The organism is Roseococcus pinisoli (assembly GCF_018413645.1).
In the GTDB taxonomy this organism is placed as follows: Bacteria; Pseudomonadota; Alphaproteobacteria; order Acetobacterales; family Acetobacteraceae; genus Roseococcus; species Roseococcus pinisoli.
This window is the reverse complement of sequence record NZ_JAHCDA010000003.1, coordinates 16,762-43,366: the sequence shown is the minus strand read 5'-3', so window position 1 is coordinate 43,366 and position 26,605 is coordinate 16,762. Positions and strand designations below refer to the sequence as shown.

General features: G+C 69.4%; 24 protein-coding genes and 1 tRNA gene. 10 read left to right on the top strand and 15 right to left on the bottom strand.

All coding sequences use genetic code 11. The annotated features are described in order from the left end of the window. Position 1 precedes the first annotated feature (1 nt). A complete protein-coding gene (gene rnr, locus KHU32_RS14985) occupies positions 2–2,443 on the top strand; it encodes a ribonuclease R (RefSeq protein ID WP_213670964.1) in 2,442 nt (813 codons plus the stop codon). 103 nt (positions 2,444–2,546) lie between these two features. After that, the gene (gene rpmG / locus KHU32_RS14980) at positions 2,547–2,714 is read left to right on the top strand and encodes a 50S ribosomal protein L33 (protein WP_213670963.1); all 168 of its coding nucleotides are present in this window, start codon (positions 2,547–2,549) and stop codon (positions 2,712–2,714) included. Positions 2,715–3,134: 420 nt separating this feature from the next. Here the strand turns inward: rpmG and KHU32_RS14975 are convergent, their stop codons facing one another. Then, positions 3,135–4,502 (bottom strand): PleD family two-component system response regulator, encoded by a 1,368-nt coding sequence (locus KHU32_RS14975; protein WP_213670962.1) that lies wholly within the window; start codon positions 4,500–4,502, stop codon positions 3,135–3,137. Positions 4,503–4,561: 59 nt separating this feature from the next. Between KHU32_RS14975 and KHU32_RS14970 the strand changes: the two genes are divergently transcribed. Beyond that, complete coding sequence (locus tag KHU32_RS14970) at positions 4,562–5,146, top strand: class I SAM-dependent methyltransferase (RefSeq protein ID WP_213671561.1); 585 nt, start codon at positions 4,562–4,564, stop codon at positions 5,144–5,146. Between the two features lie 113 nt (positions 5,147–5,259). Here the strand turns inward: KHU32_RS14970 and KHU32_RS14965 are convergent, their stop codons facing one another. The 4 genes from KHU32_RS14965 to KHU32_RS14950 all read right to left on the bottom strand — a co-directional run bounded on the left by KHU32_RS14965 (position 5,260) and on the right by KHU32_RS14950 (position 10,491). Next, entirely contained in the window at positions 5,260–5,898 is a 639-nt protein-coding gene (locus KHU32_RS14965) for a VOC family protein (RefSeq protein WP_213670961.1), read from the bottom strand. Positions 5,899–6,035: 137 nt separating this feature from the next. Next, positions 6,036–6,689, bottom strand: coding sequence for a DUF1194 domain-containing protein (locus KHU32_RS14960; protein ID WP_347265560.1), 654 nt, complete (start codon positions 6,687–6,689; stop codon positions 6,036–6,038). Between the two features lie 368 nt (positions 6,690–7,057). Next, positions 7,058–7,624 (bottom strand): DUF924 family protein, encoded by a 567-nt coding sequence (locus KHU32_RS14955; RefSeq protein WP_213670959.1) that lies wholly within the window; start codon positions 7,622–7,624, stop codon positions 7,058–7,060. After that, positions 7,621–10,491, bottom strand: coding sequence for an FAD-binding and (Fe-S)-binding domain-containing protein (locus KHU32_RS14950; RefSeq protein ID WP_213670958.1), 2,871 nt, complete (start codon positions 10,489–10,491; stop codon positions 7,621–7,623). Before KHU32_RS14950 ends, KHU32_RS14955 begins: the two co-directional genes overlap by 4 nt. Positions 10,492–10,615: 124 nt before the next feature. On the opposite strand from KHU32_RS14950, the gene KHU32_RS14945 reads away from it, so the two are divergent. The 4 genes from KHU32_RS14945 (at position 10,616) to KHU32_RS14930 (ending at position 14,355) form a co-directional block, all read left to right on the top strand. Next, positions 10,616–11,800 (top strand): pyridoxal-phosphate-dependent aminotransferase family protein, encoded by a 1,185-nt coding sequence (locus KHU32_RS14945; protein ID WP_213670957.1) that lies wholly within the window; start codon positions 10,616–10,618, stop codon positions 11,798–11,800. A gap of 191 nt (positions 11,801–11,991) precedes the next feature. Next, positions 11,992–12,774, top strand: a complete 783-nt coding sequence (gene otnI / locus KHU32_RS14940) for a 2-oxo-tetronate isomerase (protein WP_213670956.1) — start codon at positions 11,992–11,994, stop codon at positions 12,772–12,774. Between the two features lie 138 nt (positions 12,775–12,912). After that, entirely contained in the window at positions 12,913–13,788 is an 876-nt protein-coding gene (locus tag KHU32_RS14935; RefSeq protein ID WP_213670955.1) for a 2-hydroxy-3-oxopropionate reductase, read from the top strand. Between the two features lie 114 nt (positions 13,789–13,902). Continuing rightward, positions 13,903–14,355, top strand: a complete 453-nt coding sequence (locus tag KHU32_RS14930; protein WP_213670954.1) for a cupin domain-containing protein — start codon at positions 13,903–13,905, stop codon at positions 14,353–14,355. A 91-nt stretch (positions 14,356–14,446) separates the two neighbouring features. Here KHU32_RS14930 and KHU32_RS14925 read toward each other — a convergent pair whose 3' ends face one another. Together KHU32_RS14925 and KHU32_RS14920 are read right to left on the bottom strand one after the other, a co-directional pair. Beyond that, positions 14,447–15,406, bottom strand: coding sequence for a Bug family tripartite tricarboxylate transporter substrate binding protein (locus KHU32_RS14925; protein WP_213670953.1), 960 nt, complete (start codon positions 15,404–15,406; stop codon positions 14,447–14,449). 68 nt (positions 15,407–15,474) lie between these two features. Beyond that, positions 15,475–16,332, bottom strand: coding sequence for an NAD(P)-dependent oxidoreductase (locus tag KHU32_RS14920; protein ID WP_213670952.1), 858 nt, complete (start codon positions 16,330–16,332; stop codon positions 15,475–15,477). A gap of 162 nt (positions 16,333–16,494) precedes the next feature. Here KHU32_RS14920 and KHU32_RS14915 point away from each other — a divergent pair, with 162 nt between their 5' ends. Then, on the top strand, positions 16,495–17,580 hold the full coding sequence (locus KHU32_RS14915; RefSeq protein WP_213670951.1) for an alpha/beta hydrolase family protein: 1,086 nt from the start codon (positions 16,495–16,497) through the stop codon (positions 17,578–17,580). Positions 17,581–17,666: 86 nt separating this feature from the next. After that, the gene (locus tag KHU32_RS14910) at positions 17,667–18,698 is read left to right on the top strand and encodes an LLM class flavin-dependent oxidoreductase (RefSeq protein ID WP_213670950.1); all 1,032 of its coding nucleotides are present in this window, start codon (positions 17,667–17,669) and stop codon (positions 18,696–18,698) included. 30 nt (positions 18,699–18,728) lie between these two features. On the opposite strand, the gene trpA is transcribed toward KHU32_RS14910, so the two are convergent. The 7 genes from trpA to sppA all read right to left on the bottom strand — a co-directional run bounded on the left by trpA (position 18,729) and on the right by sppA (position 23,835). Then, a complete protein-coding gene (gene trpA, locus KHU32_RS14905; protein WP_213670949.1) occupies positions 18,729–19,550 on the bottom strand; it encodes a tryptophan synthase subunit alpha in 822 nt (273 codons plus the stop codon). Then, positions 19,547–20,797 (bottom strand): tryptophan synthase subunit beta, encoded by a 1,251-nt coding sequence (trpB, locus tag KHU32_RS14900; protein ID WP_456315950.1) that lies wholly within the window; start codon positions 20,795–20,797, stop codon positions 19,547–19,549. The genes trpA and trpB overlap by 4 nt, the downstream gene beginning before the upstream one ends. An 81-nt stretch (positions 20,798–20,878) precedes the next feature. Further along, on the bottom strand, positions 20,879–21,517 hold the full coding sequence (locus tag KHU32_RS14895; RefSeq protein ID WP_213670947.1) for a phosphoribosylanthranilate isomerase: 639 nt from the start codon (positions 21,515–21,517) through the stop codon (positions 20,879–20,881). A gap of 7 nt (positions 21,518–21,524) precedes the next feature. Next, complete coding sequence (gene pyrF, locus KHU32_RS14890) at positions 21,525–22,238, bottom strand: orotidine-5'-phosphate decarboxylase (RefSeq protein WP_213670946.1); 714 nt, start codon at positions 22,236–22,238, stop codon at positions 21,525–21,527. A 13-nt stretch (positions 22,239–22,251) separates the two neighbouring features. Further along, on the bottom strand, positions 22,252–22,539 hold the full coding sequence (locus KHU32_RS14885) for a lipopolysaccharide assembly protein LapA domain-containing protein (RefSeq protein WP_213670945.1): 288 nt from the start codon (positions 22,537–22,539) through the stop codon (positions 22,252–22,254). Continuing rightward, positions 22,536–22,838, bottom strand: a complete 303-nt coding sequence (gene ihfB, locus KHU32_RS14880; protein WP_213670944.1) for an integration host factor subunit beta — start codon at positions 22,836–22,838, stop codon at positions 22,536–22,538. The genes KHU32_RS14885 and ihfB overlap by 4 nt, the downstream gene beginning before the upstream one ends. An 85-nt stretch (positions 22,839–22,923) precedes the next feature. Next, a complete protein-coding gene (sppA, locus tag KHU32_RS14875; protein ID WP_213670943.1) occupies positions 22,924–23,835 on the bottom strand; it encodes a signal peptide peptidase SppA in 912 nt (303 codons plus the stop codon). A 119-nt stretch (positions 23,836–23,954) separates the two neighbouring features. Here sppA and KHU32_RS14870 point away from each other — a divergent pair. Continuing rightward, positions 23,955–24,029, top strand: a tRNA-Thr gene (locus KHU32_RS14870). 278 nt (positions 24,030–24,307) lie between these two features. Here the strand turns inward: KHU32_RS14870 and KHU32_RS14865 are convergent. Next, complete coding sequence (locus KHU32_RS14865) at positions 24,308–26,503, bottom strand: DUF3141 domain-containing protein (protein ID WP_213670942.1); 2,196 nt, start codon at positions 26,501–26,503, stop codon at positions 24,308–24,310. Positions 26,504–26,605: the final 102 nt, after the last annotated feature.

Sequence of the window (26,605 nt, the reverse complement as noted above, 5' to 3'; positions counted from 1 at the left end):
CATGCCGCGCATCGGGCCTCCGAAGAAGGGACAGAAGGCCCGCAAGTCGAATGCGAAGCGGCGCGAGGGCGAGGCTCCCGCCGCCGCTGCCCCCAAGCGCGTGAAGGGCGCCCCGCGCGCCAATCCGCGCGCCAAAGTGAAGACCGCCCCCAAAGGGCAGCCCCTGCCCAGCAAGGTGGAGCTGCGGGCCTTCCTCGACAGCGTGCAGGGCCGCGTCGGCAAGACCGAGATCGCGCGGCATTTCGGCCTGGCGACCGAGCTCCGCCCGGCGCTGCGCCAGATGCTCTCCGAAATGCGCTTCGACGGTTCGGCGAAGCCGGTCGGCAAGCGCACCTTCCAGGGCCGTCCGGCGCCCTCCGTCGAGGTCGCGCGCGGGAACGGCAGCGCCACGCCGCCCCGGTCCGCCCCTCCCCGTCGCGTCGAGACGACGGCCGAGGACCTCGCCGCCCTGGAACGGCCGCGCGGCCGCGAGCGCCCCTCCGCGCCCGAACGCCTGCCTGAGACGGCGGTGGTGGAAGTCTTCGGCACGGATCCCGACGGCGATCCGATCGCCCGCCCCGTCAGCTGGGAGGGTACGGGCAAGCCCATCATCTACATGCACCCCGAGCGGCGCGGGCAGACCGCCCTGGCCGCCGGCGAGCGCGTGCTGGCCCGCCTGCGCCACATCTCGGGCGAGAAGTACGAGGGGCGCACCCTGAAGCGCCTCGGCGCCGTCGAGGACCGCCGCCGCATCCTCGGCGTCTTCGAGAATGGCCGCATCATCCCCACCGACCGGCGCCAAAAGGCGGAATGGACGGTGCCGCCCGGCCAGACAGGGGGCGCCCAGGCCGGCGAAATCGTGCTTGCCGAGGCCCTGCCCTCCACCGGCTTCGGCCTGCGCCCGGCGAAGATCGTCGAGCGGCTGGGGATGATGGGGGAGCCGCGCTCGGTCTCGCTCATCTGCATCCATGCCCACGGCATCCCGGACGTCTTCCCGCCCGAGGCCGTGCAGCAGGCCGAGCATGCCCGCGGCACGCCGCTGGGCAAGCGGACGGACCTTCGCGAGATCCCCCTGGTCACCATCGACGGCGACGACGCGCGCGACTTCGACGATGCCGTCTTCGCCGAGCCTGAGGGGGAGGGCTGGAAGATCCTCGTCGCCATCGCCGACGTGGCCCATTACGTGACGCCCAACTCGGCCCTGGACCGCGAGGCCTGGACGCGGGGCAATTCCTGCTACTTCCCCGACCGCGTGGTGCCCATGCTGCCGGAGGCCCTCTCCAACGGCTGGTGCAGCCTCAGGCCGCAGGAGGATCGGGGCTGCCTCTTCGTCGAGATGCATTTCGACAAGTCGGGCCTCAAGACCGGGCATAAGTTCGGACGCGGGCTGATGCGCAGCGTCGCCCGGCTCACCTATGAGCAGGTGCAGGCGGCCGCCGATGCCGGCGAGGATCCGGAAGGCCTGGCCGAGGGCCATGTCGGCCGTCTCTACGGCGCCTTCCGTGCCCTTCTCGCCGCCCGCGAGCGCCGCGGCACGCTGGACCTCGACCTGCCGGAGCGCCGCGTCATCCTGAATGACGAGGGCCAGGTGACGGCCGTCATCCCCCGCCCGCGCCTCGACAGCCATCGCCTCATCGAGGAGTTCATGGTGGCGGCCAATGTCTGCGCCGCAGAGGAGCTGGAGCGGCTGGGCCAGCCCTGCATGTACCGCGTACACGCCCCGCCCTCCGAGGAGAAGCTCGCCTCGCTGAAGGAGTTCCTGGGCACGCTGGGGCTTTCCATCAACCCGGTCGGCCAGCTCCAGCCGCGCGACTTCGCGACGCTGCTCGAGAAGGTGAAGGACACGGCCGAGGCACGGATGGTCAACGAGACCGTGCTGCGCAGCCAGTCCCAGGCGGCCTACGACCCCGACAATATCGGCCATTTCGGCCTGGCCCTGGCGCGCTACGCGCATTTCACCTCGCCGATCCGCCGCTATGCTGACCTGCTGGTACACCGGGCGCTGATCCGCGGGCTCAAGCTCGGCACGGACGGCATCGTCGAGACGGAGCTGGCCCGATTCCCGGAAACGGCCGAGCACATCACCGCCACCGAGCGCCGGGCCGCCATGGCCGAGCGCGACGCCGTGGACCGCTACCTGGCGGCCTATCTGGCGGACCGGGTGGGCGCGCAATTCGCGGCCCGGATCTCCGGCATCCACCCCTTCGGCGTCTTCGTACAGCTCAGCGAGACGGGCGCCTCGGGCTTCGTGCCCATGAAGGCGCTGCCGAACGACCACTGGATCGTCTCCGACGACAAGCGCAGCGTGGTCGGCCGGCATTCCCGGCAGGTGCTGCGCCTGGGCGACGAGGTGGAGGCTCGCCTGCGCGAGGCCAATGCCCAGACGGGCAGCCTGGTCTTCGAGCTGATGATGGGTGGTGCCCCGGCGCGGCTGCGCGGCGGCCGGGATCGGAAGCGCCGATAGCCTGCGCGGCCAAAAGACTTGACCCGGCGGCCTGGGTCGCTAGAACACGCCTTCCTTTCCGGCGCCTGCGCGCCCTTCGCGTACACAGAGCAAAGCAGAGACCATGGCCAAGGCCAACACGATCCTTATCAAGCTGATCAGCAGCGCCGACACGGGCCACTTCTACGTCACGAAGAAGAACACCCGCACGGCCACGGGCAAGCTCGAGCTGATGAAGTACGACCCCAAGGTGCGCAAGCACGTCGTCTACCGCGAAGGCAAGATCAAGTAATTCACTTGAGGCGCGGGAACCGCGAGGTTCCCGCCCGGCTGCCCGCCCAGCGGTGACAGCCACGGGAAGTGCCCCCTGCTGGTTCGGAGATGCGCCTTTCAGGCGCTTTTTCTGCTGACGCCATGAACCTGGCCCGGCGGAAGTCCCGCTGGCGCCACGGTCTGGCACACCCTCTGCCTGAGACGCGGTACGTCCCCTGAGGGGCGACGTACAGGATGCCCTGCATCCATATCGGCCCGTTTATGGATTTCGGCGCGCGCATGGCGCAGACGCCGTTCGTTGACAGGCAATTGACGCCAGCCGCTTCGCAATCGAAGCCAGCGCGATCAGCCGTTCACCCCTAGCGAATCCGTCGAACAGACCCGCCCTCGGGACAGCCGCGCCTGCAGGATACGGCTCGGCCTCGGTCTGCCGGACCGGCTAGGCGGTGGACTTGTCCAGCGCCGGATCGGCCAGATAGGCCCGATTCCGCCCGTCCCGCTTCGCGCGGTACAGCGCCTCGTCCGCCGAGCCGATGAGCTGGTCGGAGGTGATGCCCGGCCCGCCCACGGCGACTCCGATGCTCATCGTGATGGGCACGGCCAGGCCGCCCGTCTCCATCGGCTCGGCCTCGATGGCCTCGCGCAGCCGGTCGGCCACGGCCAGCGCATAGCCGCTGGGCGCACCCGTCAGCACCGCCAGGAACTCCTCGCCGCCATAGCGGGCCACGACATCTGCGGCGCGCAGCTGGATGCGCAGCCGCTCGGCGATGTTGCGCAGCGCGGCATCGCCCACATTGTGGCCGTGCGTGTCGTTGATCGACTTGAACTTGTCGATATCCATCAGCAGGACGGCCGCCTCTTCGGTGCGCAGGAGCCCGTCGAGGTGGCGGCGCACATAGCGGCGGTTGCGCAGGCCGGTGAGTTGGTCGGTGACGGCCATCTCCAGCGAGCGATCGAGCTCCTGCCGCAGCCGCTCCTGATAGCGCCGGCGGCGGATCTGGTTGCGCGCCCGCGCCCGCAGCTCGTTGGGGTCGAGCGGGCGGAAGGCATGGTCATTGGCGCCGAGGTCGAAGCCCCGCAGCACCTGCATCTTCTGCCCGGGATCGGCCAGCAGCAGCAGCGGCAGGTCGCGCGTCGTATTCTGGGCACGGAGCCGCGAGGCCAGCCGCAGCACCTCCACCGCGTCCTGAGGCAGCGCCAGCAGGGCAAGGTCGTGGTCGCCCTTGGCGAGCTGCTTCTGCGCCTCCTCGATGCTCGAGACGGTGACGACGTCGATGGCGTCGGCCTCCAGCGCCTCCCGCACCTGCTGCACCTCCTCCGGGCGGTCGCCCATCATGAGGGCGCGGGCACCGGCGACGGAGATCATCGGGTCGGGCGGGGAATCGATGCCGAGGTCGCGCGCCGTCTCGGAGCGCAGGCGCCAGGCGTCCTGCACCTGCTTCACGCGGAGCAGGGCGCGGAGCCGGGCGAAAAGGGTCGCGTCGTCCACCGGCTTGGAGAGGAAGTCGTCGGCACCCGCCTCCAGCCCACGGACTCGCTCCGTGCTGTCGGTCAGGGCCGTGATCATGACGACAGGAATGTGCTGGGTCTGTGCATCGGCCTTGAGCGCCCTGCACACCTCGTAGCCATCCATTCCCGGCATCATGACATCGAGAAGAATGACGTCGGGCAATTGCGTGAAAGCTGTCGTCAGCGCTTCCGGACCGCTGGAGGCCAGGAGCACTTCGTAATACTCGGCCTGAAGCTTGGCCTCGAGCAGGCGGAGATTGGCCGCGATGTCATCCACCGCGAGAATGCGGGCGGTCATCAGACAGGAATTCCTCTCAGGCCAGACGAGAACGGCAATAGGAGCATGACGTGTCTGAAATGACCTTCCAACCGGAAGCGCAGGCCAACAAAAGCCTCTTCTTTCGCCGCTGGCTGCGCAACCCCCTGCAAATGGGGTCTATCATTCCGTCCTCGCAGGCGCTGTGCCGCAAGATCGCCTCGGTGGTCGAACGGGGCCGCGACGAATACGTCCTGGAGCTCGGCGCGGGCACGGGCGTCATCTCCCGCGCCCTGCTCGCGGCGGGGGTGCCGGCGAACAAGCTCATCGTCGTCGAGATCGTGCCGGAGATGGCCCAATTCCTGCGGGAGAGCCTGCCCGGCGTGAACGTGATCTGCGGCGATGCCTTCGACCTCAAGAATACGCTGCCGGCCTCCATGCATCACCGCATCGGCACGGCCATCTGCGGCATTCCGCTGGTGCTGCTGCCCTTCGAGCGTCAGGAGGCCTTCCGAGACGCGGTGGAAGCCGTGGCGCCGGGCAAGGGCTACCTTCTCTACACCTACTGCGCGACCTCGCCGCTGCCCTACCGGAAGCTGCGGATGACGGGCCGGCGGCTGGCCTTCACCCTCGCCAACTTCCCGCCGGCGAGCGTCTGGCGTTACCGTCCCATGGATCGTCCCTGAGTTCAGCCGCTTCGCGCCGTTTGACATGCTTCGCCCTTAGCATGACGGCTTCCTGCCGAGGAGGGGTTGCCCCTCCTCGGCGACTTGGAGGCTAGGCTCAGCGTCCCAAAACTTTACCCGCTGGTGAGGGTGACTTCCGCGCCCTCCTTGGTGGCGAGGCGCGCAACCAGGCGGGGATGCGAGCCGTGCCGGACTTCCAGCGCGTCGCCGAGGCCCCGGTCGCGCAGGGCCATCCGCAGGGCATCGACATCGGGATGCTCCGCCTCCAGCGCCACGAGCCGCAAGTGGCTGTCGTGCAGGCGCTTTCCGGCACGCTCCCCCCTCCACTCGATCAGGCAGGGGATGAGGTTGTCCATGTCCTGGCGCTGCGGCGGCTGGGCGAAGCGCCAGGAGAGCTCGCCCCGGTGCATCTCGCGGATGGTGCCGCCGCGGGGGCCAAGGCGCGCCATCACCGGGTCCATGGTGCTGGTGCGCGCCACCCAGGTCAGCAGGCGTGGGCCGGAATCCAGCATGGTGCGGGTCGCGGGGTCGTCGAGGTCGAAGAGGCGCGGCTGCGCGGGCTCCGGCTGGGCGGGATCGGGGGCGATCACCTCCAGATAGGCGTCGGGGCCGAGGCCCAGCAGCAGGTTATGCGTGCCTGCGCCCTCATGCGTGCCGCCCTTCTGCGGCTTCACGCCGAGCTCCCGCTCCACGAAGGCCGCGCCCTCCTCGAGGGTGCGCGCGCCGATGACGATGTGGTCGATCTCGGCCATGGTTCAGCGGCCCGCGCGGCGAAGGCTGCCGCCTGCCGGGGGCCGAAGATGAAACTGCATGCTGAACGTCCTCCTGCGATGGAGGAAACGATGACGACGCGGCGGCAGCCATGCAAGGAGAACCGCGCCGCCCCGGGTCAGGCCGTGGCGCGCTCCACCAGCGGGCCCGGCGGCGGCGCGGAGGCCACCTCGCGGATGATCTTGCGCCGCACCGCCTGCTCGAAGCTCTCGAAGCCCTCGGCCACCATGAGGAAGGCGCCCGGGCCGCCGATCACCCGCTCCTGGTAGTATTCGTCCAGCGGCTGCATGGCGCCGAGGCCCGGGGGCGGCGGCGTGCGGTCGATCACGGCGAGGCCGTTCACCACCACGCCCTGGTTCAGCAGATCCTGCCGGGCGGCGCCGATGTCGCGGCCGGAATTGTTGATCCCGTCGCCCGAGATGTCGATGACGCGGCGCGTGCCCTCGTAGCCCTGGCCGTAGAGGCCGGCGGCGAAGTCCATGGCGCCGGAAATGGAGGTGTAGAGATGCGTCCGCCGCGGCGCGGCGTCGATCGCGCGGGCGAAGCGCTCGGCGGATTCCGGGCCGTCTAGCCTCATCCAGGGGACCAGATGCTCCTGGATGTTCCAGTCGGACCAGGTGAAGAAGGTGCAGGCGATGGAGCCGATCGGCCCGCGCATCATCGCGTCGATGAGACGCGCGTCGCGGAAGGCGGCGGCATAGCCGTTGAACTGCATCTCCTGCTCCTCGGCATCGACCGAGCGCGAGACATCGACGGCGAGAACGAGTTCCACATCCACGGGCTCGAGGGCCCTGGCGGAGCGGGATCCCAGAATGGCCGGTACAGCGAGGCCGGCGGCAAGAAACGATCTGCGGTGCATGCGTGCCCCCTCTGAATCAGGAGCCGTGCAGCGATTTACTCCCAAGTCCGACCCTGATTTGGGTCCAGATCGGACAGGGGTCAACACCTATTTGGTGCGATGCAGCATATCCACGATCGACATCCGGGCATTAGGCCGAGGGCCTCGTCGCGGAACCTGCGTTTCCCGGCACGATCCAGGCGATTTTTCAGCGAGTTATGGCGGCGCGCCGATGGTTTGGCCTTCGCAACGGAAGGTATTGCCGGCCATCCGTTGCAAACCGGCCCTGATCCTGGCGCGGATCAGAAGCCCGCGCCCGGCTGGGCGAGATAGGCCAGCTCCGCCGCCGTGCTCTCCCGCCCGAGAACCGCGTTGCGATGGGGAAAGCGCCCGAAGCGCCGGACGACCTGCCAATGGCGCCAGGCAAACTCGATCACCCCACCGGGCGCCGCGCTGGCCGGGTCGTCGCGCAGCCCCTCGAAGGCAGCGACCGACTGGTTCTGCGCCGTCATGGATTCCGCATGCTCCAAGGGCAGGTAGAGGAAGACCCGCTCCACCGGCGTCATGCCGAGATCCCTCCGCTCCAGGACCAGGCGGCGCGCCAGGGCGAGCGCGGCCTCATCGCTCGCGAAGGCCTCGGGCGAGCCGCGGAAGAGGTTCCGCGGGAACTGGTCCAGCACGAGGGTCAGTGCCAGCGCACCCTCCCCGGTCGCGGCCCATCCGTCCAGCGCCCCCTCGCGCGCCGGGACGACGAGCTCGCCGAAGCGGGCGCGGATCGTCGCGTCGAAGGCGTCGTCGCGCTTGAACCAGGCCGGGCGCGTGCTGTTCCGGCCTTCGGCGAACCAGAAGTCGAGGACCTCGTGGATCACAGCGCGCGATCCAGCAGGCGGATCGAGTGGATCGCCTCGCGGCCCGAGAGGTCCTGGATCTGATGACGGCAGGAGGTACCGTCCGCGACGATCACATCCCCCGCCCCGGCCGCCCGCACCGCCGGCAGCAGGGAGAGCTCCGCCATGGCGACGGAGGTCTCGAAGTTCTTGGCCTCATAGCCGAAGGCGCCGGCCATGCCGCAGCAGCTCGATTGGATGGGCTTCACCTCCATACCGGGCACGCGCTTCAGCGCCTTCACGGCTGCCGGGAAGGCACCGAAGGCCTTTTGGTGGCAATGGCCGTGGATATGCGCCGCGCCGGAGACGGGCTTCAGCGCCGGCAGCGCGTCCTTCGCCTCCAGGAATTCGGTGATGAGGAAGGCCCGCTTCGAAAGGGCCTCGGCCTCCTTGCCGGGCAGCAGGGCGGCGAATTCGTCGCGCAGCGTCATGAGGCAGGAGGGCTCCAGCCCCAGCACCGGCGCATCGGATTTCGACAGCGCCTCCAGCGTGCGCCGTGCCTCGGCCCGGGCCTGATCCACCATGCCTGCGGCGAGATAGGTGCGGCCGCAGCAAAGCGGCCGGCCCTCAGCCTTCGGCGCGGTGACGCGATAGCCGGAGGCCGAGAGCACGCGCACCGCCGCGCGCAGATTCTCGGGCTCGAAGTAGCGGTTGAAGGTGTCGCCGAAGAGGATGACCTCGCCCTTCCAGCCATCGCCACGCGCCTCCTCGTCCCGGAAGACGTCACGGCGGAAGCGCGGCAGGCTGCGCTTGGCCGACAGGCCCAGGAAACGCTCGGACAACCGGGCCAGCAACGGCACGCTGTCGCAGATATTCGCGAGCCATGGCGCGAAACGGGCGTAACGCGCCATGGTCGGGAGCGCCGCCACCAGCCGGTCCTTCAGCGGGATGCCGTGCTTGGCGTTGCGCGCGGCGAGATGCTCGATCTTCATCTTCGCCATGTCGACGCCGGTCGGGCATTCGCGCTTGCAGCCCTTGCAGGAGACGCAGAGCGACATGGCCTCGCCCACCTGCGGGCTCGCCAGGGCATCCGGCCCGAGCTGCCCACTGAGCGCCAGGCGCAACGTATTCGCGCGGCCGCGGGTGAGGTGCTGCTCGTCGCGCGTCACGCGATAGCTCGGGCACATCACATTCGCGTCGAACTTCCGACAGGTGCCGTTGTTGTTGCACATCTCGACGGCGCTCAGCAGGCCGCCCTGCGGGCCGGGCCAGGCGGACCAGTCGAGCACGGGCTTCACCGAGACGTCCGCCTGATACTCCGGCGCGTAGCGGAACAGCGAGCGGTCATCCATCTTCGGCGGGCGCACGACGCGGCCGGGATTGAGCAGCGCGTTGGGGTCGAACTCGTCCTTCACCGCCTCGAAGGCGCGGGCGATCTTGGAGCCGAACATGGGCTCGTTGAACTCGGAACGGACGATGCCGTCGCCATGCTCGCCGGAATGCGAGCCCTTGTACTCCCGCACGAGCTCGAAGCATTCTTCCGCGATCTCGCGCATCTTCCGCACGTCCTCGCCGTCCTTCATGTTCAGGACGGGGCGGACGTGCAGGCAGCCCACCGAGGCATGCGCGTACCAGGTGCCCTTCGTGCCATGCTTCGCGAAAACGTCGTTCAGCCGCTCGGTATAGTCGGCGAGGTCGTCGAGGCCGACGGCGCAATCCTCGATGAAGGAGACCGGCTTTCCGTCGCCCTTCATGGACATCATGATGTTGAGCCCGGCCTCGCGCACCTCCGCGATCGCGGCCTGGAAGCCGCCATCCACCGCGCGCACCACCTGCCCCGGCAGGCCGAGATCGCCCATCATCTCCTCCAGCCGGTCGAGCTGCTGCAGCAGCGGCCCGTCCTCCTGCCCGTGGAACTCGACGATGAGCAGGCTGTCCGGCTCGCCGATCACCATCTGGTCGATGGTCGCGCGGTAGATCGGGATGGAGCGGCCGAGGTCGATCATGGTGCGATCGACCAGTTCCACCGCCTCGGGATCCAGCGTGACGAGGTGGCGCGAGGCCTCCATCGCGCGCCGGAAGGTCGGGAACTGGCAGATGCCCACGACCTTGCGCGGCTTGATCGGCCAGAGCTTCAGGTCCAGCGCGGCGGAGAAGGCCAGCGTGCCCTCTGAGCCCACCAGCAGGCGCGAGAGATTGCCGCGCCCATTCGCGCGCGCATCCGGCGTCAGCGCGTCGAGATTGTAGCCGCCCACCCGGCGGAGCTGATGCGGGAATTTCTCCGCGATTTCCGCCGCCTCGCGCTCGCCCAGCGCATGCAGCCGTGCCACGAGATCCGTGTTCGGCGCGTTCTCGCCGAAGATATGGCGCGAGCCATCGGCCAGGATCGCGTCGATGGCGCGCACGTTGTCGGCCATCAGCCCGTAGCGGATCGACTTGCCGCCGCAGGAATTATTCCCCGCCATGCCGCCGATGGTGCAGCGCTGCCAGGTGCTGGGGTCCACCGGGAAGAACTGCTTCGTGCCCTTGATGGCCTCGTTCAGCGCGCCGAGCGTGATACCGGGCTCCACGCGGGCCGTATCGCCCTCCACGCTGAGCACGCGGCGCAGATACTTCGAGCAGTCCAGCACCAGCGCCCGGTTCACCGTCTGGCCGCACTGGCTGGTGCCGCCGCCGCGCGCGAGGATGGGGATGCCCTCCTCGCGGCAAATGGCCATCGCCGCCTCCACATCGGCCGCCGTCTTCGGCACCAGCACGCCCACCGGCTCGATCTGGTAGATGCTCGCATCGGTCGAGTAGCGGCCGCGATCCGGCGCGGAGAACAGCACCTCCCCTTCCGTCTCGCGCGAGAGACGCGCGGCAAGCCGGGAGTCGCCGATTTTGCTTTTGGGAATCGTGATGGCGTTCATGCCGCTATCTAATCCCGGGACCCGCGCGCCGTCAGATGGATAATCCTCATGGGGCGCACGAGCCGAACTCATTGGCGCCTTTCCGACAGACGGGGCATAGCTCCCGGAGCAAGAGGAGCCCGCCATGGCCTATTTCACCACCAAGACCACGCCCGGACGCCATTTCCTGCAAATCCCAGGGCCCTCCAACGTGCCGGACCGGGTGCTGCGCGCGCTCGACAACCCCACGATGGATCATCGCGGCCCGGATTTCGGCAAGCTCGGCGGCGCGATCCTCGAGAAGATCAAGGCCATCTTCCAGACCAAGAGCCATGTGGTCATCTTCCCCGCCTCGGGCACCGGGGCCTGGGAGGCGGCGCTGGTCAACACGCTCAGCCCCGGCGACCGCGTGGTGATGTGCGAGACCGGCCACTTCGCCAGCCTCTGGTGCGAGATGGCCGAGCGCCTCGCGATCCGCCCCGAGGTTCTCAAGGGCGACTGGCGCCGCGGCGCCGATCCCGCGCAGATCGAGGCCCATCTGCGGGCCGACAAGGCGCATGAGATCAAGGCCGTCTGCGTCGTCCACAACGAGACCAGCACCGGCAGCACCAGCCGCATCGCCGAGGTCCGCCGCGCGATCGACGCCGCCGGCCACCCTGCCCTGCTGCTGGTGGACACCATCAGCGGCCTCGCCTCAATGGAGTTCAAGCACGACGAATGGGGTGTGGACGTCACCGTCTCCGGCTCGCAGAAGGGGCTGATGCTGCCGCCGGGCCTGTCCTTCAACGCGGTCAGCGCCAAGGCGCTGAAGGCCAACGAAGCGGCGAAGACGACGCGCAGCTTCTGGGACTGGAAGCCGATGATCGCCTCCAACGCGACCGGCTATTTCCCCTACACCCCGGCCACCAACATGCTCTACGCGCTGGATACCGCGCTCGACATGATCTTCGAAGAGGGGCTGGAGAACGTCTTCGCCCGCCACGACCGCATGGCCGAGGCGACGCGCCGGGCCGTTCGCGCCTGGGGCCTGGAAATCCAATGCGACGAGCCGCGGCATTACTCCTCGGTGCTGACGGCGGTGCGCGTGCCGGAGGGCCACAGCGCCAACGGGCTGCGCGGCACGATCCTGGAGAAGTTCAACATGTCGCTCGGCAACGGGCTCGGCCAGCTGAACGACAAGGTCTTCCGCATCGGCCATCTGGGCGACATCAGCGAGCTGCAGCTGGTCGGTACGCTCTCGGGCGTGGAGATGGGGCTGCGCGCGGCCGGCATCCCGCACAAGCCCGAGGGCGTGAAGGCGGCGATGGACTACATCGCGGGCAATAACTGAGGCCCTGCGAGACCACTCCGGAGCGCTTCCCGCGCCCCGGAGTGCCGTGGTTAGCCCGGCAAAGGCGCCAGGTGGCGCCCTTGCAATCCGCGCGTGCTTGGGCAGTCTGCGCGCCATCGGGGCCCGCTGACGCGGCCGCCCCCTGACATCGACACAACAGCCGGCGAGGCCGGCGCTTGAGGGCGGGAACAATGCCGAAATTCGCCGCGAACATTTCCATGATGTTCAACGAGGTCCCCTTCCTCGACCGCTTCGCCGCCGCCCGCGCGGCCGGCTTCGAGGCGGTGGAATTCCTCTTCCCCTATGAGCATCCCGCGGCCGAGATCGCCCGGCGGCTGGAGGATAACGGCCTCCAGAACGTGCTGTTCAACGCCCCTCCCGGCGACTGGAACAATGGCGAGCGCGGCACGGCCTCCCTGCCCGACCGCCGCGCCGAGTTCCGCGAAAGCATCAAGCACGCCCTCGAATACAGCGTCGCCCTGAAGTGCCCCCGCCTGCACGTGATGGCGGGCCTGGTCCCCGCCGGCGTGCCGCGCGACACGCTGCTCGCCACCTATGCCGCCAACCTCGACTTCGCGGCCGAGGAATGCGCCAAGGCCGGCGTGAAGCCGGTGATCGAGCCGATCAACCACCGCGACATCCTGGGCTTCTTCCTCAACACGACGACGGAGGCCACGCGCATCATCGACGCGATCGGACCCGAGCGGCTTGGCCTGCAGTTCGACCTTTACCACTGCCAGATCACCGAGGGCGACGTGACGCGCAAGGCGCAGGAGCTGCTGCCCTATATCGCGCACATGCAGGTCGCCGACACACCCGGCCGGAATGAGCCCGGCACGGGTGAGGTGAACTGGCCCTTCGTCTTCGACGCCATCGACGCCAGCGGCTATCGCGGCTGGATCGGCTGCGAGTACCGCCCCAAGGGCGAGACCCTGGCCGGCCTCGGCTGGTTCGCGAAGTACCGCGCGGGCTGATCCCGCGCTGGCCGGCCGGGCCGGGCCCCTCGGGGACCCGCCCGCCGGCAGGCGATTTCCGGCCGGCCGATCCGGTCCCCGGCGCCCCTGGCGCTCCCGGCATCGGCCAGCCCCTCACTTCGTAAGGAAGAAGCACACATGAAGATCGGATTCATCGGCCTCGGCATCATGGGCCTGCCCATGGCCCAGAACCTCGCCAAGGGCGGCCACGAGGTCATCGTGCCGGAGCGCGCCTCGCTCTCGGCCGAGAGCCGCGCCGCCTTCCAGGTCGTGGCCGACGGCACCGCCGTGGCGAAGGCCGCCGAGATCATCATCCTGATGGTGCCCGACACCCCCGACGTGGAGCGCGTGCTCTTCGGCGAGAACGGCGTCGCGGCCGGCCTCAGCAAGGGCAAGCTCGTCATCGACATGAGCTCGATCAGCCCGACCGCCACCAAGGATTTCGCGGCGAAGGTCAACGCGCTCGGCGCCGACTACATCGACGCGCCCGTCTCGGGCGGCGAGGTCGGCGCGAAGAACGCCGCGCTGACCATCATGATCGGCGCCAGCCAGGCCGCCTTCGACCGCGCGCTGCCGCTGTTCCAGCTGATGGGCAAGAACATCACGCTCGTCGGCGAGAACGGCGCGGGCCAGGTCACCAAGGTTGCGAACCAGATCATCGTGGCGCTGAACATCGAGGCGGTGTCCGAGGCGCTGGTCTTCGCCAGCAAGGCGGGCGCCGATCCGGCCAAGGTTCGCGCGGCGCTGATGGGCGGCTTCGCCAATTCGCGCATCCTGGAAGTCCATGCCGAGCGCATGATCAACCGGACCTTCAACCCGGGCTTCCGCATCGAGCTGCACCAGAAGGACCTCAACCTGGCGCTGCAATCGGCCAAGGAGCTCGGCGTGGCCCTGCCGAACACGGCCTCCGCCCAGCAGCTCTTCTCCGCCTGCGCGGCGATGGGCGGCAAGGGCTGGGACCATTCCGGCCTGATCCAGGCCCTGGAGAAGCTGGCCGACCACAAGATCGGCTAAGCAGCCCTCGCATATCCCATATCCCGGCGGTGAATACACAATTCACCGTCGGGGCATTTGCATCCCTTGCCCCTGGCGCTATATGTCCTCAGTCATACGATTGGAGGACGTAATATGCCCGATAGCCTGATCCAGCGCGACGCTGCCTATTGGCGCGACCACGGCATCAAGCGCGTAAAATCCGAGGAACGGAGCGGCGAGACGCCCGAGACCGAGGGCATGGGCCGTCTGGTCGCCATCAGCGGCAAGCGCAGCGGCTCCTCCCATCTCTGGGCCGGCACCAACCTGATCAAGCCGGGCGCCAAGACCGGCCCGCATCATCACGGCGACCTCGAGAGCATCATCTACATCGTTCGCGGCCATGCGCTGATGCGCTGGGGCGAGCGGCTGGAATTCATCACCAAGGCCGGCCCCGGCGACTTCTTCCTGGTGCCCCCCTACGTCCCCCACCAGGAGCTGAACGCCTCTGACACGGAGGAGCTGCATTGCGTCCTTGTGCGCAGCGGCGTCGAGGAAGTGGTGGTGAACATCAAGGTCGACGCCGTCGCCGAGCCGGAATGGGTCTGACCGTCTATTCACTTTTAATGACGGTGGAACAAGCTCCTCCCGTTCCACCTTTGCCCGGGCGTAGCACCGCCCGGGCATTTTACACGGCAGCTCAGCTCGGCTGCAGCCCGATCTCCCGCGCGAGGCGCGAGAGGCTGGTGATCTCGTTCTGCAGGAAGTCGCGCCACTGCTCCGGCGTCATGGCGCGCGGCACGTAGCCCAGCCGTGCCAGCCGCTCGCGCGCCTCGGCCTGCCCCAGCACAACCCTCAGCGCCTGGTTGAAGCGGGCCACCACCGGGGCCGGCGTTCCCCCGGGCGCCGCCAGGCCGAACCACACGTTCAGCTCGTAGCCCGGCACCGTCGCCGCGATGGGCGGGATGTCCGGCGCCAGCGGGAAGGCGGCCGGTGAGGTCACACCCAGCGCCCGCACCCGCCCTTCCCGCACCTGGGCCAGACCGGCCGCAAAGTCGGTCAGGGTGCTGTCGATCCGGCCCGCCAGGACCTCGGTCAGCGCCTCCGGCCCGCCGCGGCTGGGCACGGCCAGCATGCGCGTCCCGGTCATGCGGCACAGGCGCTCGCTGCCGATCAGCGAGCTGAAGTTACCATGGCTGAAGGTCAGCTCGCCGGGGCGGCGCTTCGCCAGCTCGATGAACTCCGCCACGTTCTGCGCGGGCGAGCTGTTGGGCACCACCAGCAGGTAGGAGGTCTCCGCCAGGAAGCCCGTATGCGCGAAATCCTGGATCGGATCATAGGGCAGGTTGCGCACGAGATAGGTGTTCAGCGCCCCGTTGGTCACGCTGAGCACGGCCTGGGTATAGCCGTCGGGCGCCGCGGTCTTCACCGCCATGGTGCCGACCACGCCATTGCCGCCTGGCCGGTTGTCGATGATCACCGTCTGGCCGAGCTCGCGCGTGAGCGGCTCGATCAGGTTGCGCACCAGAGTGTCCGTCACGCTGCCAGCCGGGAAGCCGATGATGATGCGGATGGTGCGATCGGGCCAGGCCGGCTGCGACAGGGCGGCCGCGGGCGCGAGCAGCGCCGGCGCGGCCAGCAGGTGGCGGCGGTGAAGCATGATGGAAGTCCCCCATTTGTTGTTGCCGCAGGCTTGCCGATGCCGGGGCGCCCGGCAAGCCCACCGCCTCACACCTGGACGGGACGCTCCTTCAGGAAACGATGGATTTCGGTGTTGTCGGCCTTGGGGCCGAAGGCCGACAGCGCCTCCGTCCAGGTCTCGCGGCAGAGCTGGAGCAGTTCCGCCGGCAGGCCGGTCTGCTCCGCGATGCTGCCCGCCGTCTCCAGGTCCTTGCGCATCAGCCCCAGCTGGAAGCCGCCGGCATAGCGGCCGGAGGTGATCTCCTGCGCCAGCTTCGTCTCGGAGGCGATGTTCCGGCCGGAGCTCGCATTCAGCACGGCGGCGAAGATGCCGAGGTCGAGCCCCTGGGCCTCCGCCATCTGCGCGGCCTCCGACACCGCCAGCAGCCCGGCCGCATAGACGTAGTTGTTGAGCGCCTTCATGGCATGCGCGCTGCCGACGGCGCCGGTGCGGATCAGCTTCTCGCCCATGGCCTTCAGCACCGGCTCGGCCCGCGCGTAATCCGCATCCTCGCCGCCCACCATGATGGCGAGCGTGCCGGCGCTGGCCTTGGGCACCGAGCCCGAGACCGGTGCGTCGAGCAGGCCGCAGCCCTTCGCCTTCAGCGCGGCCGCCCAGCGCCGCGTCTCGCCCGGCTCGCTGCTGCCCATGTCGACCACCAGCGAGCCCGGCTGCAGCGCCGGCACCAGCTTCTCCATCACCGCGGCCACGATCCGGCTGTCCGGCAGCATGAGGATGATGAGCGTCGCGGCCTTCGCCAGCGCCGCGGCGTCCTCCACCGCCGTCGCGCCGGGGACGGTGACGCCCGCGGCGTCGAAGGTCGTCAGCGGCACGCCCTTGGAGACGAGGTTGTGCGCCATCGGCGCCCCCATCATGCCGAGCCCGACAAATCCCACCTGTTGCACGATCAATTCCTCCCAACTGTTGCAGGCATGTTCCGATGGCGCCCGGGGCGCTGTCCAGGCCACCCCCCGGCCAGATGCGGCTTCCAGCTGCCCGCTGGCGACTGATAGGCTCGGCGGGCGCGGCGCCCTTCCCTCACGAGGCGCCCTTCGGGGAGACAAGACGTGAATCGCAAGGACCTCGCACCCGGCGTCGCCTCGCGCCGCCATGCCATGCTCGGGACCGGCGTGCTGGCGGCCGCGGCGGGGCCAGCCGCCGCCCAGGTGCCCGCCGCTCCGGCCCCGCTGCGGGTCGCCTCCATCGGTGGCTTCCATGTGGGCGGCGAGGTGCGCACGCTCACCGGCCTGCCGCCTCGCGAGGTGCGCCTGACGGCAACCGGCCCCGTCCGACGCATCGAGGTCAACGGCGACTACATGGTCGGCCAGATGTACGTGCAGTACGTCAAGCTCGCCGCGCCCAGCGCCCGCCATCCCCTGATGCTGTGGCACGGCGGCGGCCTCTCCGGCGCCTGTTGGGAGGACACGCCCGACGGCCGCCCGGGCTGGCAGTCCTTCTTCCTTCGCGCCGGCCACGACGTCTATGTCAGCGACGCCTTCGAGCGCGGTCGCGCCTCCTGGCCGCGCTATCCCGAGATCCTGCCGGACGAGCCGGTCTTCCGCAGCCTCTTCGAGGCGTGGCGCACCTTCCGCTTCGGCCCGCCCGACGGCTTCAACCTCGATCCCGCCAAGCGTCGTCCCTATCCCGAGGCCCGCTTCCCGGTGGCGGCGCTGGAAAATCTGGGCCGCGGCGCGATCCCGCGCTGGGCCAGCTCGGACGCCTTCACCCAGCGCGCCTATGCCGCCTATCTCGCGCGGATGACCGAGCCCTCGGTGATCGTGGTGCATAGCCAGGGCGTGGCCTTCGCGCTGCGCGCCGCGCTGGAGGCGCCGGAGAAGGTGGCGGCGATCGTCGCCGTGGAAGGCTCCGGCGCACCAGACCCGGCGACGGTGGACATGGCGCGGATGCGCAACATCCCGCTGCTCATGGTCTGGGGCGACTTCATCGACCAGGATCCCTGGCCGGCCTATCGCCGGGCGGTCGACCGCTTCGCCGCGGCCCTGACAGCGGCCGGTGGCAAGGTCGACCTCATGGAGCTGCCGGCCCGCGGCATCCGGGGCAACACCCACATGATCATGCACGACGACAATTCGGAGGAGATCGCCGGGCTGATCCAGGGCTGGATCGCGGCTCAGGGCCTGATGAAGGGCTGAGGCGCGCCCTCCCGGCAGCATCCGAGCTTGCAGCGCGCGCGGAAGACCATAGCTCTGCGTCAGGACAACCGCGCGCCGGAGAACCGATGACCGCATCTCTCGAATTTGGCCTGGACACCTTCGGTGACGTCACCTCGGGGCCGGACGGCGCGCTGCTGCCGCATGCCCAGGTGATCCGCGACGTCATCGCCGAGGCGCGGCTGGCGGATCAGCTCGGCATCGACTTCTTCGGCGTCGGCGAGCATCACCGGGAGGATTTCGCGGTCTCGGCGCCCGAGGTCGTGCTGGCGGCCATCGCCGGCTGCACGAAGCGCATCCTCCTGGGCTCGGCGGTCACGGTGCTGAGCTCGGACGATCCCATCCGCGTCTTCCAGCGCTTCTCGACGCTCGACGCAGCCTCGAGCGGGCGCGCGGAGGTCATCCTCGGCCGCGGCTCCTTCACCGAATCCTTCCCGCTCTTCGGCTACGAGCTCGACCAATACGAGGTCCTGTTCGAGGAGAAGCTGGACCTCTTCACGAAGCTGCTGCCGCAGGGCCCGGTCGACTGGAACGGCATGACGCGGCCGGCACTCAAGAACCAGCGCGTCTTCCCGCCGGTGGAGAACCCGCCGCTGAAAGCCTGGATCGGCGTGGGCGGAAGCCCGGACTCCGTGGTCCGCGCGGCGCGCCACGGCCTGCCGCTGATGCTCGCCATCATCGGCGGCGATCCGAAGCGCTTCGTGCCCTATGCCGATCTCTACCGGCAGGCCTGCGACAAGCTGCAGAAGCCCCTGCGCCCGATCGGCGTGCATTCGCCGGGCTACATCGCCGACACCGACGCCCAGGCGCGCGAGGAGCTCTGGCCCGACTACAAGCGCATGCGCGACCGCATCGGGGCCGAGCGCGGCTGGGGGCCGATGAACCGCGCGGAATACGACCGTGAGGCCGACCACGGCTCCCTCTATGTCGGATCGCCGGAAACGGTCGCGCGCAAGATCGCCGCGACGGTGCAGGCGCTGGGCGTGCAGCGCTTCCAGCTGAAATACAGCGCCGGCGCGCTGCCGCATGAGAAGCTGATGCGGAGCATCGAGCTCTACGGGACGAAGGTGATCCCCCTCGTCCGCGAGCTGCTGGCCTGAGAGGGCGGGGCGCTGGCGCCCCGCCCCTATTCAGCCGCCCGAGCGCACCGCCTCGGCCAGGCCGCGCACCTGGTCGAGGACCAGACGCACGCTGTCGGGCCGCGCGCGGCCCTGCTCGTCCAGCGACTTGTGCAGCGTGTCGACCAGCGCGCTTCCCACGACGGCGCCGTCGGCGATGCGCGAGGCCTCGCCCGCCTGCTCCGGGGTGCGGATGCCGAAGCCGATGGCGATCGGCAGGTCGGTGTGCTGGCGGACGCGCGGGATGGCCTTGCGCAGCGCTTCGGGATCGGCGCTGCGCGTGCCGGTGATGCCCGCGAGCGCCACGTAGTAAACGAAGCCCGAGGAAGCCTTCAGCACCAGCGGCAGCCGCTCGTCATCCGTGGTCGGCGCGACCAGGCGGATGATGTCGAGCCCGGCGGCCAGGGCCGTCGGCGCCAGCACCTCCGCCTCCTCCGGCGGCATGTCCACGACGATCAGCCCATCCACGCCGCTCGCCTGCGCATCGGTGACGAAGCGTTCGGCGCCGTAGGAGAGGATGGGGTTGAGGTAGCCCATCAGGATGATCGGCGTCGTCGTGTCCTCGGTGCGGAAATCCCGCACCATGGCCAGCACGCCGGCCATGGTCGCGCCCGCCTTCAGCGCGCGCTGGCTGGCGAGCTGGATGATCGGGCCATCGGCCATCGGGTCGGTGAAGGGCACGCCGATCTCGATGAGGTCGGCGCCGGCGCCCGGCAGGCCGCGCAGCAGGGCCATGCTGGTCGCCGGATCGGGGTCGTAGGCTTCCAGGAAGGGAATCAGCGCCCCCCTGCCCTGCTTCTTCAGCTCCGCGAAGCGGGCAGCAATCCGGCTCATATGCTCACCCCCAGATGGTCGGCGACGGTGAAGATGTCCTTGTCGCCACGCCCGGACATGCACATCACGATGATCTTGTCCGCCGGCAGCGTCGGCGCGAGGCGCAGCACATGGGCTAGCGCATGCGCGGGCTCCAGGGCCGGGATGATGCCCTCCAGCTTCGTGCAAAGCTGGAAGGCATCCAGCGCCTCCTTGTCGGTCGCGTTCTCGTATTTCACGCGGCCCATCTCGTGCAGCCAGGAATGCTCGGGCCCGATACCGGGATAGTCGAGCCCGGCGCTGATCGAGTGGCCCTCCAGGATCTGGCCGTGCTCGTCCTGCAGCAGGTAGGTGCGGTTGCCGTGCAGCACACCCGGGCGGCCGCCGGTGAGGCTCGCCGCATGCTCGGGCGTGTCGACGCCATGGCCGCCGGCCTCGACGCCATAGATCTCGACCGAGGGGTCGTCGAGGAAGGGGTAGAACAGCCCCAGCGCGTTGGAGCCGCCGCCGATGGCCGCCGACAGCACGTCGGGCAGGCGGCCCTCGCCCTCGAACTCGGCCAACTGCCAGCGCACTTCCTCGCCGATGACCGACTGGAAGTCGCGCACCATCACCGGATAGGGGTGCGGGCCCGCGACGGTGCCGATGCAGTAGTAGGTATCGTCGACATTCGAGACCCAGTGGCGCAGCGCCTCGTTCATCGCGTCCTTCAGCGTGGCCGCGCCGGACGTCACGGGAACGACCTCCGCGCCCAGCAGCTTCATGCGGAAGACGTTGGGCTTCTGCCGCTCCACGTCGGTCGCGCCCATGAAGACGGTGCAGGGCAGGCCGAAGAGCGCGCAGGCCGTGGCCGTCGCGACGCCGTGCTGGCCCGCGCCCGTCTCGGCGATGACGCGCTTCTTGCCCATGCGCCGGGCCAGGAGGATCTGGCCGAGCACCGCGTTGATCTTATGGGCGCCGGTGTGGTTCAGGTCCTCGCGCTTAAAATAGATCTTCGCGCCGTCACCGCGGCGCGGCGCCAGGGAAGCGCAATGCTCCGTGAGCCGCTCCGCGAGCCAGAGCGGGCTGGGCCGGCCCACATAGTCCTTGAGTAAGCGTCGCCATTCCTTGTCGAAGCCCGGATCCTTCTTCGCAGCGGCATAAGCGGCCTCCACCTCGAGGATGAGCGGCATCAGCGTCTCGGCGACGTACCGGCCGCCGAAGCCGCCGAAACGTCCCGCGGAATCGGGACCGCTCTTGAAGGTGTTGGGCCGCACGGGCGGCGTCACGGGCTTGTTCACTTGTGCTCCCGGGTCTGGCAGTGAAGCGGGATTGATAGCGAAAGCCCGGGCTTTCCCCAACCCCGAGCCTCACATTCGGCGCACGGCCTCGACGAAGTCGCGGATCAGGCCCGCATCCTTCACGCCGCGGGAGCTCTCCACGCCCGAGGAGACGTCCACGCCCGGCGCACCGCTGACGGCGATCGCCTCGGCCACATTGGCCGGCGTGAGCCCGCCTGCGAGCAGCCAGGGGACGGGAATCCGCGCGAGCCGCGCCAGGCGCCATTCGAAGGCCTGCGCATTGCCGCCGGGGCGCGTCGCCTCGGGCGGCGCCTTGGCGTCGAGCAGGAGCCAGTCGGCCACGCCCGCGAAATCGTCGATGGCGGCGAGGTCCGCCTCGGTACCGATGCCCAGCGCCTTCATGACCGGCCGGCCGAAGCGCCCCTGGATCGCGGCGACCCGCGAGGGCGTCTCGCCGCCGTGGAGCTGGATCATGTCGAGCGGCGCCGCGGCCAGCGTGGCCTCCAGCAGCTCGTCCGTCGGATCGACGAAGAGGCCCACGCGCCGCGGCCCACCCTCCAGCGAGGCGGAGAGCGCGCCGGCCTGGGCGGGGGTGACCGCCCGCGGCGAAGGCGGAAAGAAGACGAAGCCCACAAGATCCGCACCCGCCTCGGCCGCGACCCGCAGGGCCTCGGGCGTCGAGATGCCGCAGATCTTGACCTCGGTCATCGCGCGATCACCGCGTCAGGCTGGCGACGATGGCACGAGCGGCGGCCGCGGGGTCCGCCGCGCCGGTGATGGGCCGGCCGACCACAATCCAGTCGGCGCCGTCGGCCACGGCCTCGGCCGGGGTCGCCACGCGGACCTGATCGCCGATGTCACTGCCAGCCGGGCGGATGCCGGGCACCACGAGCCGGGGGCCCTCGCCCAGCGCGGCGCGAATGGGCGCGACCTCGCGGGGGGAACAGACCAGGCCGTCGGCTCCCGCTTCGAGGGCCATCCGGGCCAGGCGTACCACCTGCTCGACCGGATCGGCCTCCACGCCGATGGCGCGCAGCGTCCCGGCGTCGATGCTGGTGAGCACGGTCACCGCCAGGATCATGGGACGGTCGCCGCCCGCTGCCTCGGCCGCGCGACGGGCGGCGGCGATCATCGCCGGGCCGCCGGCGGCATGGATCGTGACCATCGCCGGGCGGAGCGGCGCCAGCGACCCGAGGGCCCCCGCCACCGTATTGGGGATGTCGTGCAGCTTCAGGTCGAGGAAGACCGGCGCCAGCTGGCGCAGCGGCGCAAGGGCGGAGGGGCCTGCGGCGCAGAAGAGCTCGAGGCCGAGCTTGAGCAGGCCGACCTCGGGCGCCACCTGCGCGGCCAGGGTCTCGGCACGCGGAAGCGTGGGCGTGTCGATGGCGACGATCAGCCGGCCCCTGGGACCGTCCGGACGCGACAGCATGGGCGGGGTACTTTCAGTTCAGCTTGGCGACGGCCGCATCGCGCGCGGCCAGCTCGGCGTCAAGGCGCTTCGCGGTCCGGCGGAGGCGCCGGTTGCTCCATTTCTGGGGCAGGTGCGAGAACCACACGAGCAGGGCGCCCGCCAGGAAGGCGATGAGGCAGGGGCCAAGCACGGCCTGCCAGAGCGCCAGCTCCACCGTCCAGCCGCCCGGCCAGAGCGCGATCGAGACTAGATGCCCGTTGCCGACGGCGAAGAGGCCGAGGAGCAGGGCGACCAGGATCGCGGGAAGCAGGCGGATCATTCGCCTTCCCCGGGATCCTGCCCGCCATTGACGCGGGCGCGCAGCTCCTTGCCGGGGCGGAAATGCGGCATCCCCTTGCCGGCGACGGCCACGGCCTCGCCGGTCCGGGGGTTACGGCCCTGGCGCGGATCGCGCCGCCGCGTGGTGAAGGCACCGAAGCCGCGCAGCTCCACCCGGTCCCCACGGGCCAGGGCGGCGCTCACCTCCTCGAAGATGGTGCCGACCACGAGCTCGATATCCGGTTGCCGCAGGTGCGGGTTCTGGGCGGCGAGATGCGCGATGAGCTCGCTTTTTGTCATGCAGGTCCCCAAGGCGTCCCAGGATGATAGCAGAGTGTAGCAGGGAAATTTGCAAGTCCGGAGTTTGCAAATCCGGGAATGTTCCTCAACGCGGAAGAATCGTCCCGGGCCACCACCCCTCGGCACGGAAGGCCGCGACGCCGCCCCGCCAGAAGCTGGAGGAGGCCATCGACAAGGCCCGCTCGCTAAGGCTGCGGAAGTCGATGTCCCGCGCCGGAAGCTCCGCTGCCACCCCCCGATTCGCCGCCAGCCAGTTCCGGGCCTCGTTCTCGCCGCCGATCTCGTCGACCAGACCGGCCGCCACCGCCTGGCGCCCCGTCATGACGCGCCCATCCGCGAGGGAGAGGACGCGCTCCTCCGGCATCTGGCGATTCGCGACCACCATCGCGACGAACTGGCGATACATGTCGTCCACTACGCCGGCCAGGGAGGTCCGCCCCTCCTCGCTCAGGGGGCGGAAGGGGCTCGGCTGGTCCTTGAGGGGGCCGGAGGTCAGCGTCTCCATCCGCACGCCCAGGCGGGAGACCAGCTCCGAAACCTCGACGGATTGCAGCAGCACGCCGATCGAGCCCGTCAGCGTCGCCTCGCGGGAAAAGATCCGCTCGGCCGGCAGTGCGACCATATAGCCCGCGGAGGCGGCCGTGCCGCGCATGACCGCGACGACCGGCTTGCCCGATTCGCGCAGCGCCCGCAGGGCCCGGTAGATCCCCTCCCCGCCGGCCACGGTGCCGCCGGGGCTGTCGATCATGACCAGGACGGCGCGGGTGTGCGAATCGCGTCGGATCCGGTCGATCTCGCGCAGCAGCTTGGGGTCGTCGGTGATGGTGCCCTCGATGGGCAGGCGGGCGACGTGGTCCCCGGCCAGGGCATCCGGGAGGCCACGGCCCAGCCAGAGGCCGCCGAGCACCACCACGCCCAGCACCAGGGCGCCGCGCCAGAAGCCCAGCTGCCGCTTGAGGCGGCGACGGTCGAGGAGGAGATCAGACTCCAGGGTCATGGTTTTCCGGCCTAGTTCCTGAGGGGTGCCGGCCAGGACATAGGGCGCATGCGTCGCCGTGCGAAGGCGTGGAGTTGCAAGGTGCTCGATGTGGCGCTATTCACCCGCCGCGTGAGCATGCCGACTTAGCTCAGGGGTAGAGCAACTGATTCGTAATCAGTAGGTCCGGGGTTCAATTCCCCGAGTCGGCACCATACCCAAGCACTCACATAGCGCTTGCGATCACCACATCGCGGCTTGGTTGGCGAAGCACCGTGGCGACGTCCGTAATCGCGCCGTCACTGGTCAGCCCGCTCCGTTCTCCATCTCGGCATTGACGGTCCACATACCGTCCCTCTTAACGCGCAGCGGAGCCTCGTCGCCGTCCTGCCGGCAGCCCAAATCGCGGTGTTCGGCCGGCACCGGTAGTTCGTTCGCCAGAAGCCCTTCCTGAACTTTGCGTCGGTCAGAAATCCGGAAGCATCGCCCCCTCTCAATGGGATGGAGCCGGCTGCTTGCTGGCGGGGCGTGCCGCATCGAACAAGGCCTCCAGGTGCGCAAGTCGCCGCTCAGCCTCCTCCGATGGCGCGCCCTGGGCCTCCACCACACGCCGGATGATGTCCATCAGGCGACGGCGGATCTGCGCGTCCGGTGGCAGCAGCTGCGGGATCGCCGCAACGGCGCGTTCCTCGTCGAGGCAGAGCGTCAGCGCCTGCTCGCGAAGCACCTGGCGGAAGCGCTCGCGTGGGATATGTCGCTCGGCCGGCTGCGCGGCGCGCAGCGTCTCCAGCAGGGCGGCTGCGCGCTCGTCCATCCGCCTATCGGCGCGCAGAACGTGGAACAAGCCGCGCACGCCTGCCTCCAGCGGGCCGCCATGCTCCATGTTGCGTTCCAGCTCTGCCCTCAGGCCATGCGCGGCCCTTTCGCGCGCCAGATCCCGCATCCCCCGCGCTCCCTCGTGGACACGCGACGGGTCCAGCCCAACCACCGCCTGCAGGAGGGGCGAGCCATAGATGCCGAGAAACAGGCTTTCGGCCATGGCATCGCGCGCCTTGCCGAAAGCTTCGAGGCTGCCGGCGACGGCCTGCGACATCATCCGTTCCATCGCCAGCAAGGGATTGTCCGGGCCGACCGGCTGCCGATGCCGGCGTGCCAGCCCCGCCAGGCCCGGGACGGCGGTGAGGAAGGGGTTGAGCGAGGAGAAGGCCTCGAAGCGCAGTCGGTGCGGGTGCAGGCGCCGCAGCTGCTCCGCTGCGGCATCGTTGGCCAGGGCGCGGACTGCGGGCGCCATGGTCTGCTCGTAGAGCGCGCGGTTGACCTCGGACACCTTGGCTGCCGTCTCGAAGCAGCGCTCGTCCTCGGGGCCGTTGACGCCGAGGGCGCGGATGTCGTCGAGCCGCCGCCCCTCAAGGCGGAAGAGGTATTCGCCCCGGATGAGCCCGGGGTTCGCCGTGCCCTCGTCAATGTCGGCGAAGGTCGCCTCGTAGAGGCCGGGAGGAAGCATGTCGATGAGGTCCATCGCATTGGCAAAGCCGGCATGCTCCTTCGTGGCGACCTTGCCGGAGACGAAGATGCCGAGATGCCCAATCGACTGGTGCACCGTGTAGACGACGGTCTGCCCGGAGGCCGCGAGCTCTTCATCCGTGTCGTAGAGATCCAACAGCCAGCCGAGCGCCTGCGGCGGCGGCGTGATGTCGTCGCCCCAGGAGCAGAAGACAATGATGGGCGAGCGGATGTTGCGAAGATCCACCCGCACGCCCTCGCTGCTCGCGATGCCGCCCGAGGCGAGCTTGTTGCCGATGAACAGCTCGTCGACGATGAACTGGATCTCCTCCCCGTTCAGCGTCACGGGGCTGCCCCACCAGGTCTCGAAATCCAGGAAGCGCTCCGCCTCCGTGTCGACCTTCGAGTAGACGTTGTAGGCCTTCTGCCAATAGGTGTTGGCGGGGTTCATGCCCTCGAAATTGGCGATGAGATGCGCGCCGTCGAAGATGCCGCGGCCCAGGTCGCTCGTCAGCGCGGTGAGCCAGCTTCCGCCGAGCAGCCCGCCGGAGTAGCGCATGGAGCCCATGCCGCGTTTGCCTGCCCAGTAGGAGAGCGGCGCGCCCGCGACCATGATGGGCCCGGGCAGGTCCGGCCGCATCGCGCACATCATCATGATCTGCCAGCCAGCCTGGCAATTGCCGATGAGGCAGGGTTTGTCCTCGGCCTCGGGGTGAAGGGCGATCACACGCTCGAGGAAATGCACCTCCGCGCGGCAGACATCCTCGATGGTCTGGCCCGGGACCGGATCGGTCATGAAGCCGACGAAGTAGCAGGGGTGGCCCGCGCGCAGCGCGACGCCGATCTCGCTATCCTGCTTCATGCCGCCGATGCCCGGCCCGTGTCCGGCGCGCGGATCGAAGACGACGAAGGGACGCTTGCGCGGGTCGGTCACCACGCCCTCGGGAGCGGTGATGCGGAGCAAGGCGTAGTTCACCGGACGCGGCAGCGTTCGGCCATCCACCAGCACCTCCCGCTCGAAGGTCAGCACATGGGGCGCGAGCCTCTCCGCACGCTCAATCTGCGTATCTCCGCGCTGGCGCAGGGCGTCGAGCACCAGGACGGTTCGCTGCATGGCGTCCACCCAGTACTCATGCACGAAGTCGAAGGGAGAGGGAAAAGCCCCCGCGCTTCGGGGCTGTGCCATCGAGACGGTCGGAGGAGCGGAGGCAGGTGCATTGGGGGGCGATACGTTCATGGCATCCTCACCATATGGTCTGGTAGCGGAAGCTGAATCGAAGAACGTCGG

Bases quoted from the DNA above. Each gene is read 5' to 3' on its own strand.
- KHU32_RS14930 (WP_213670954.1), top strand. From the start codon at position 13,903: ATGCCCGATAGCCTGATCCAGCGCGACGCTGCCTATTGGCGCGACCAC.
- KHU32_RS14895 (WP_213670947.1), bottom strand. From the start codon at position 21,517: ATGACCGAGGTCAAGATCTGCGGCATCTCGACGCCCGAGGCCCTGCGG.
- KHU32_RS14945 (WP_213670957.1), top strand. From the start codon at position 10,616: ATGGCCTATTTCACCACCAAGACCACGCCCGGACGCCATTTCCTGCAA.
- rnr (WP_213670964.1), top strand. From the start codon at position 2: ATGCCGCGCATCGGGCCTCCGAAGAAGGGACAGAAGGCCCGCAAGTCG.
- rpmG (WP_213670963.1), top strand. From the start codon at position 2,547: ATGGCCAAGGCCAACACGATCCTTATCAAGCTGATCAGCAGCGCCGAC.
- KHU32_RS14865 (WP_213670942.1), bottom strand. From the start codon at position 26,503: ATGGCACAGCCCCGAAGCGCGGGGGCTTTTCCCTCTCCCTTCGACTTC.
- KHU32_RS14925 (WP_213670953.1), bottom strand. From the start codon at position 15,406: ATGCTTCACCGCCGCCACCTGCTGGCCGCGCCGGCGCTGCTCGCGCCC.
- otnI (WP_213670956.1), top strand. From the start codon at position 11,992: ATGCCGAAATTCGCCGCGAACATTTCCATGATGTTCAACGAGGTCCCC.
- KHU32_RS14975 (WP_213670962.1), bottom strand. From the start codon at position 4,502: ATGACCGCCCGCATTCTCGCGGTGGATGACATCGCGGCCAATCTCCGC.
- KHU32_RS14885 (WP_213670945.1), bottom strand. From the start codon at position 22,539: ATGATCCGCCTGCTTCCCGCGATCCTGGTCGCCCTGCTCCTCGGCCTC.
- KHU32_RS14935 (WP_213670955.1), top strand. From the start codon at position 12,913: ATGAAGATCGGATTCATCGGCCTCGGCATCATGGGCCTGCCCATGGCC.
- KHU32_RS14950 (WP_213670958.1), bottom strand. From the start codon at position 10,491: ATGAACGCCATCACGATTCCCAAAAGCAAAATCGGCGACTCCCGGCTT.
- sppA (WP_213670943.1), bottom strand. From the start codon at position 23,835: ATGACCCTGGAGTCTGATCTCCTCCTCGACCGTCGCCGCCTCAAGCGG.
- KHU32_RS14910 (WP_213670950.1), top strand. From the start codon at position 17,667: ATGACCGCATCTCTCGAATTTGGCCTGGACACCTTCGGTGACGTCACC.
- pyrF (WP_213670946.1), bottom strand. From the start codon at position 22,238: ATGCTGTCGCGTCCGGACGGTCCCAGGGGCCGGCTGATCGTCGCCATC.
- KHU32_RS14965 (WP_213670961.1), bottom strand. From the start codon at position 5,898: ATGGCCGAGATCGACCACATCGTCATCGGCGCGCGCACCCTCGAGGAG.
- KHU32_RS14970 (WP_213671561.1), top strand. From the start codon at position 4,562: ATGACCTTCCAACCGGAAGCGCAGGCCAACAAAAGCCTCTTCTTTCGC.
- trpA (WP_213670949.1), bottom strand. From the start codon at position 19,550: ATGAGCCGGATTGCTGCCCGCTTCGCGGAGCTGAAGAAGCAGGGCAGG.
- ihfB (WP_213670944.1), bottom strand. From the start codon at position 22,838: ATGACAAAAAGCGAGCTCATCGCGCATCTCGCCGCCCAGAACCCGCAC.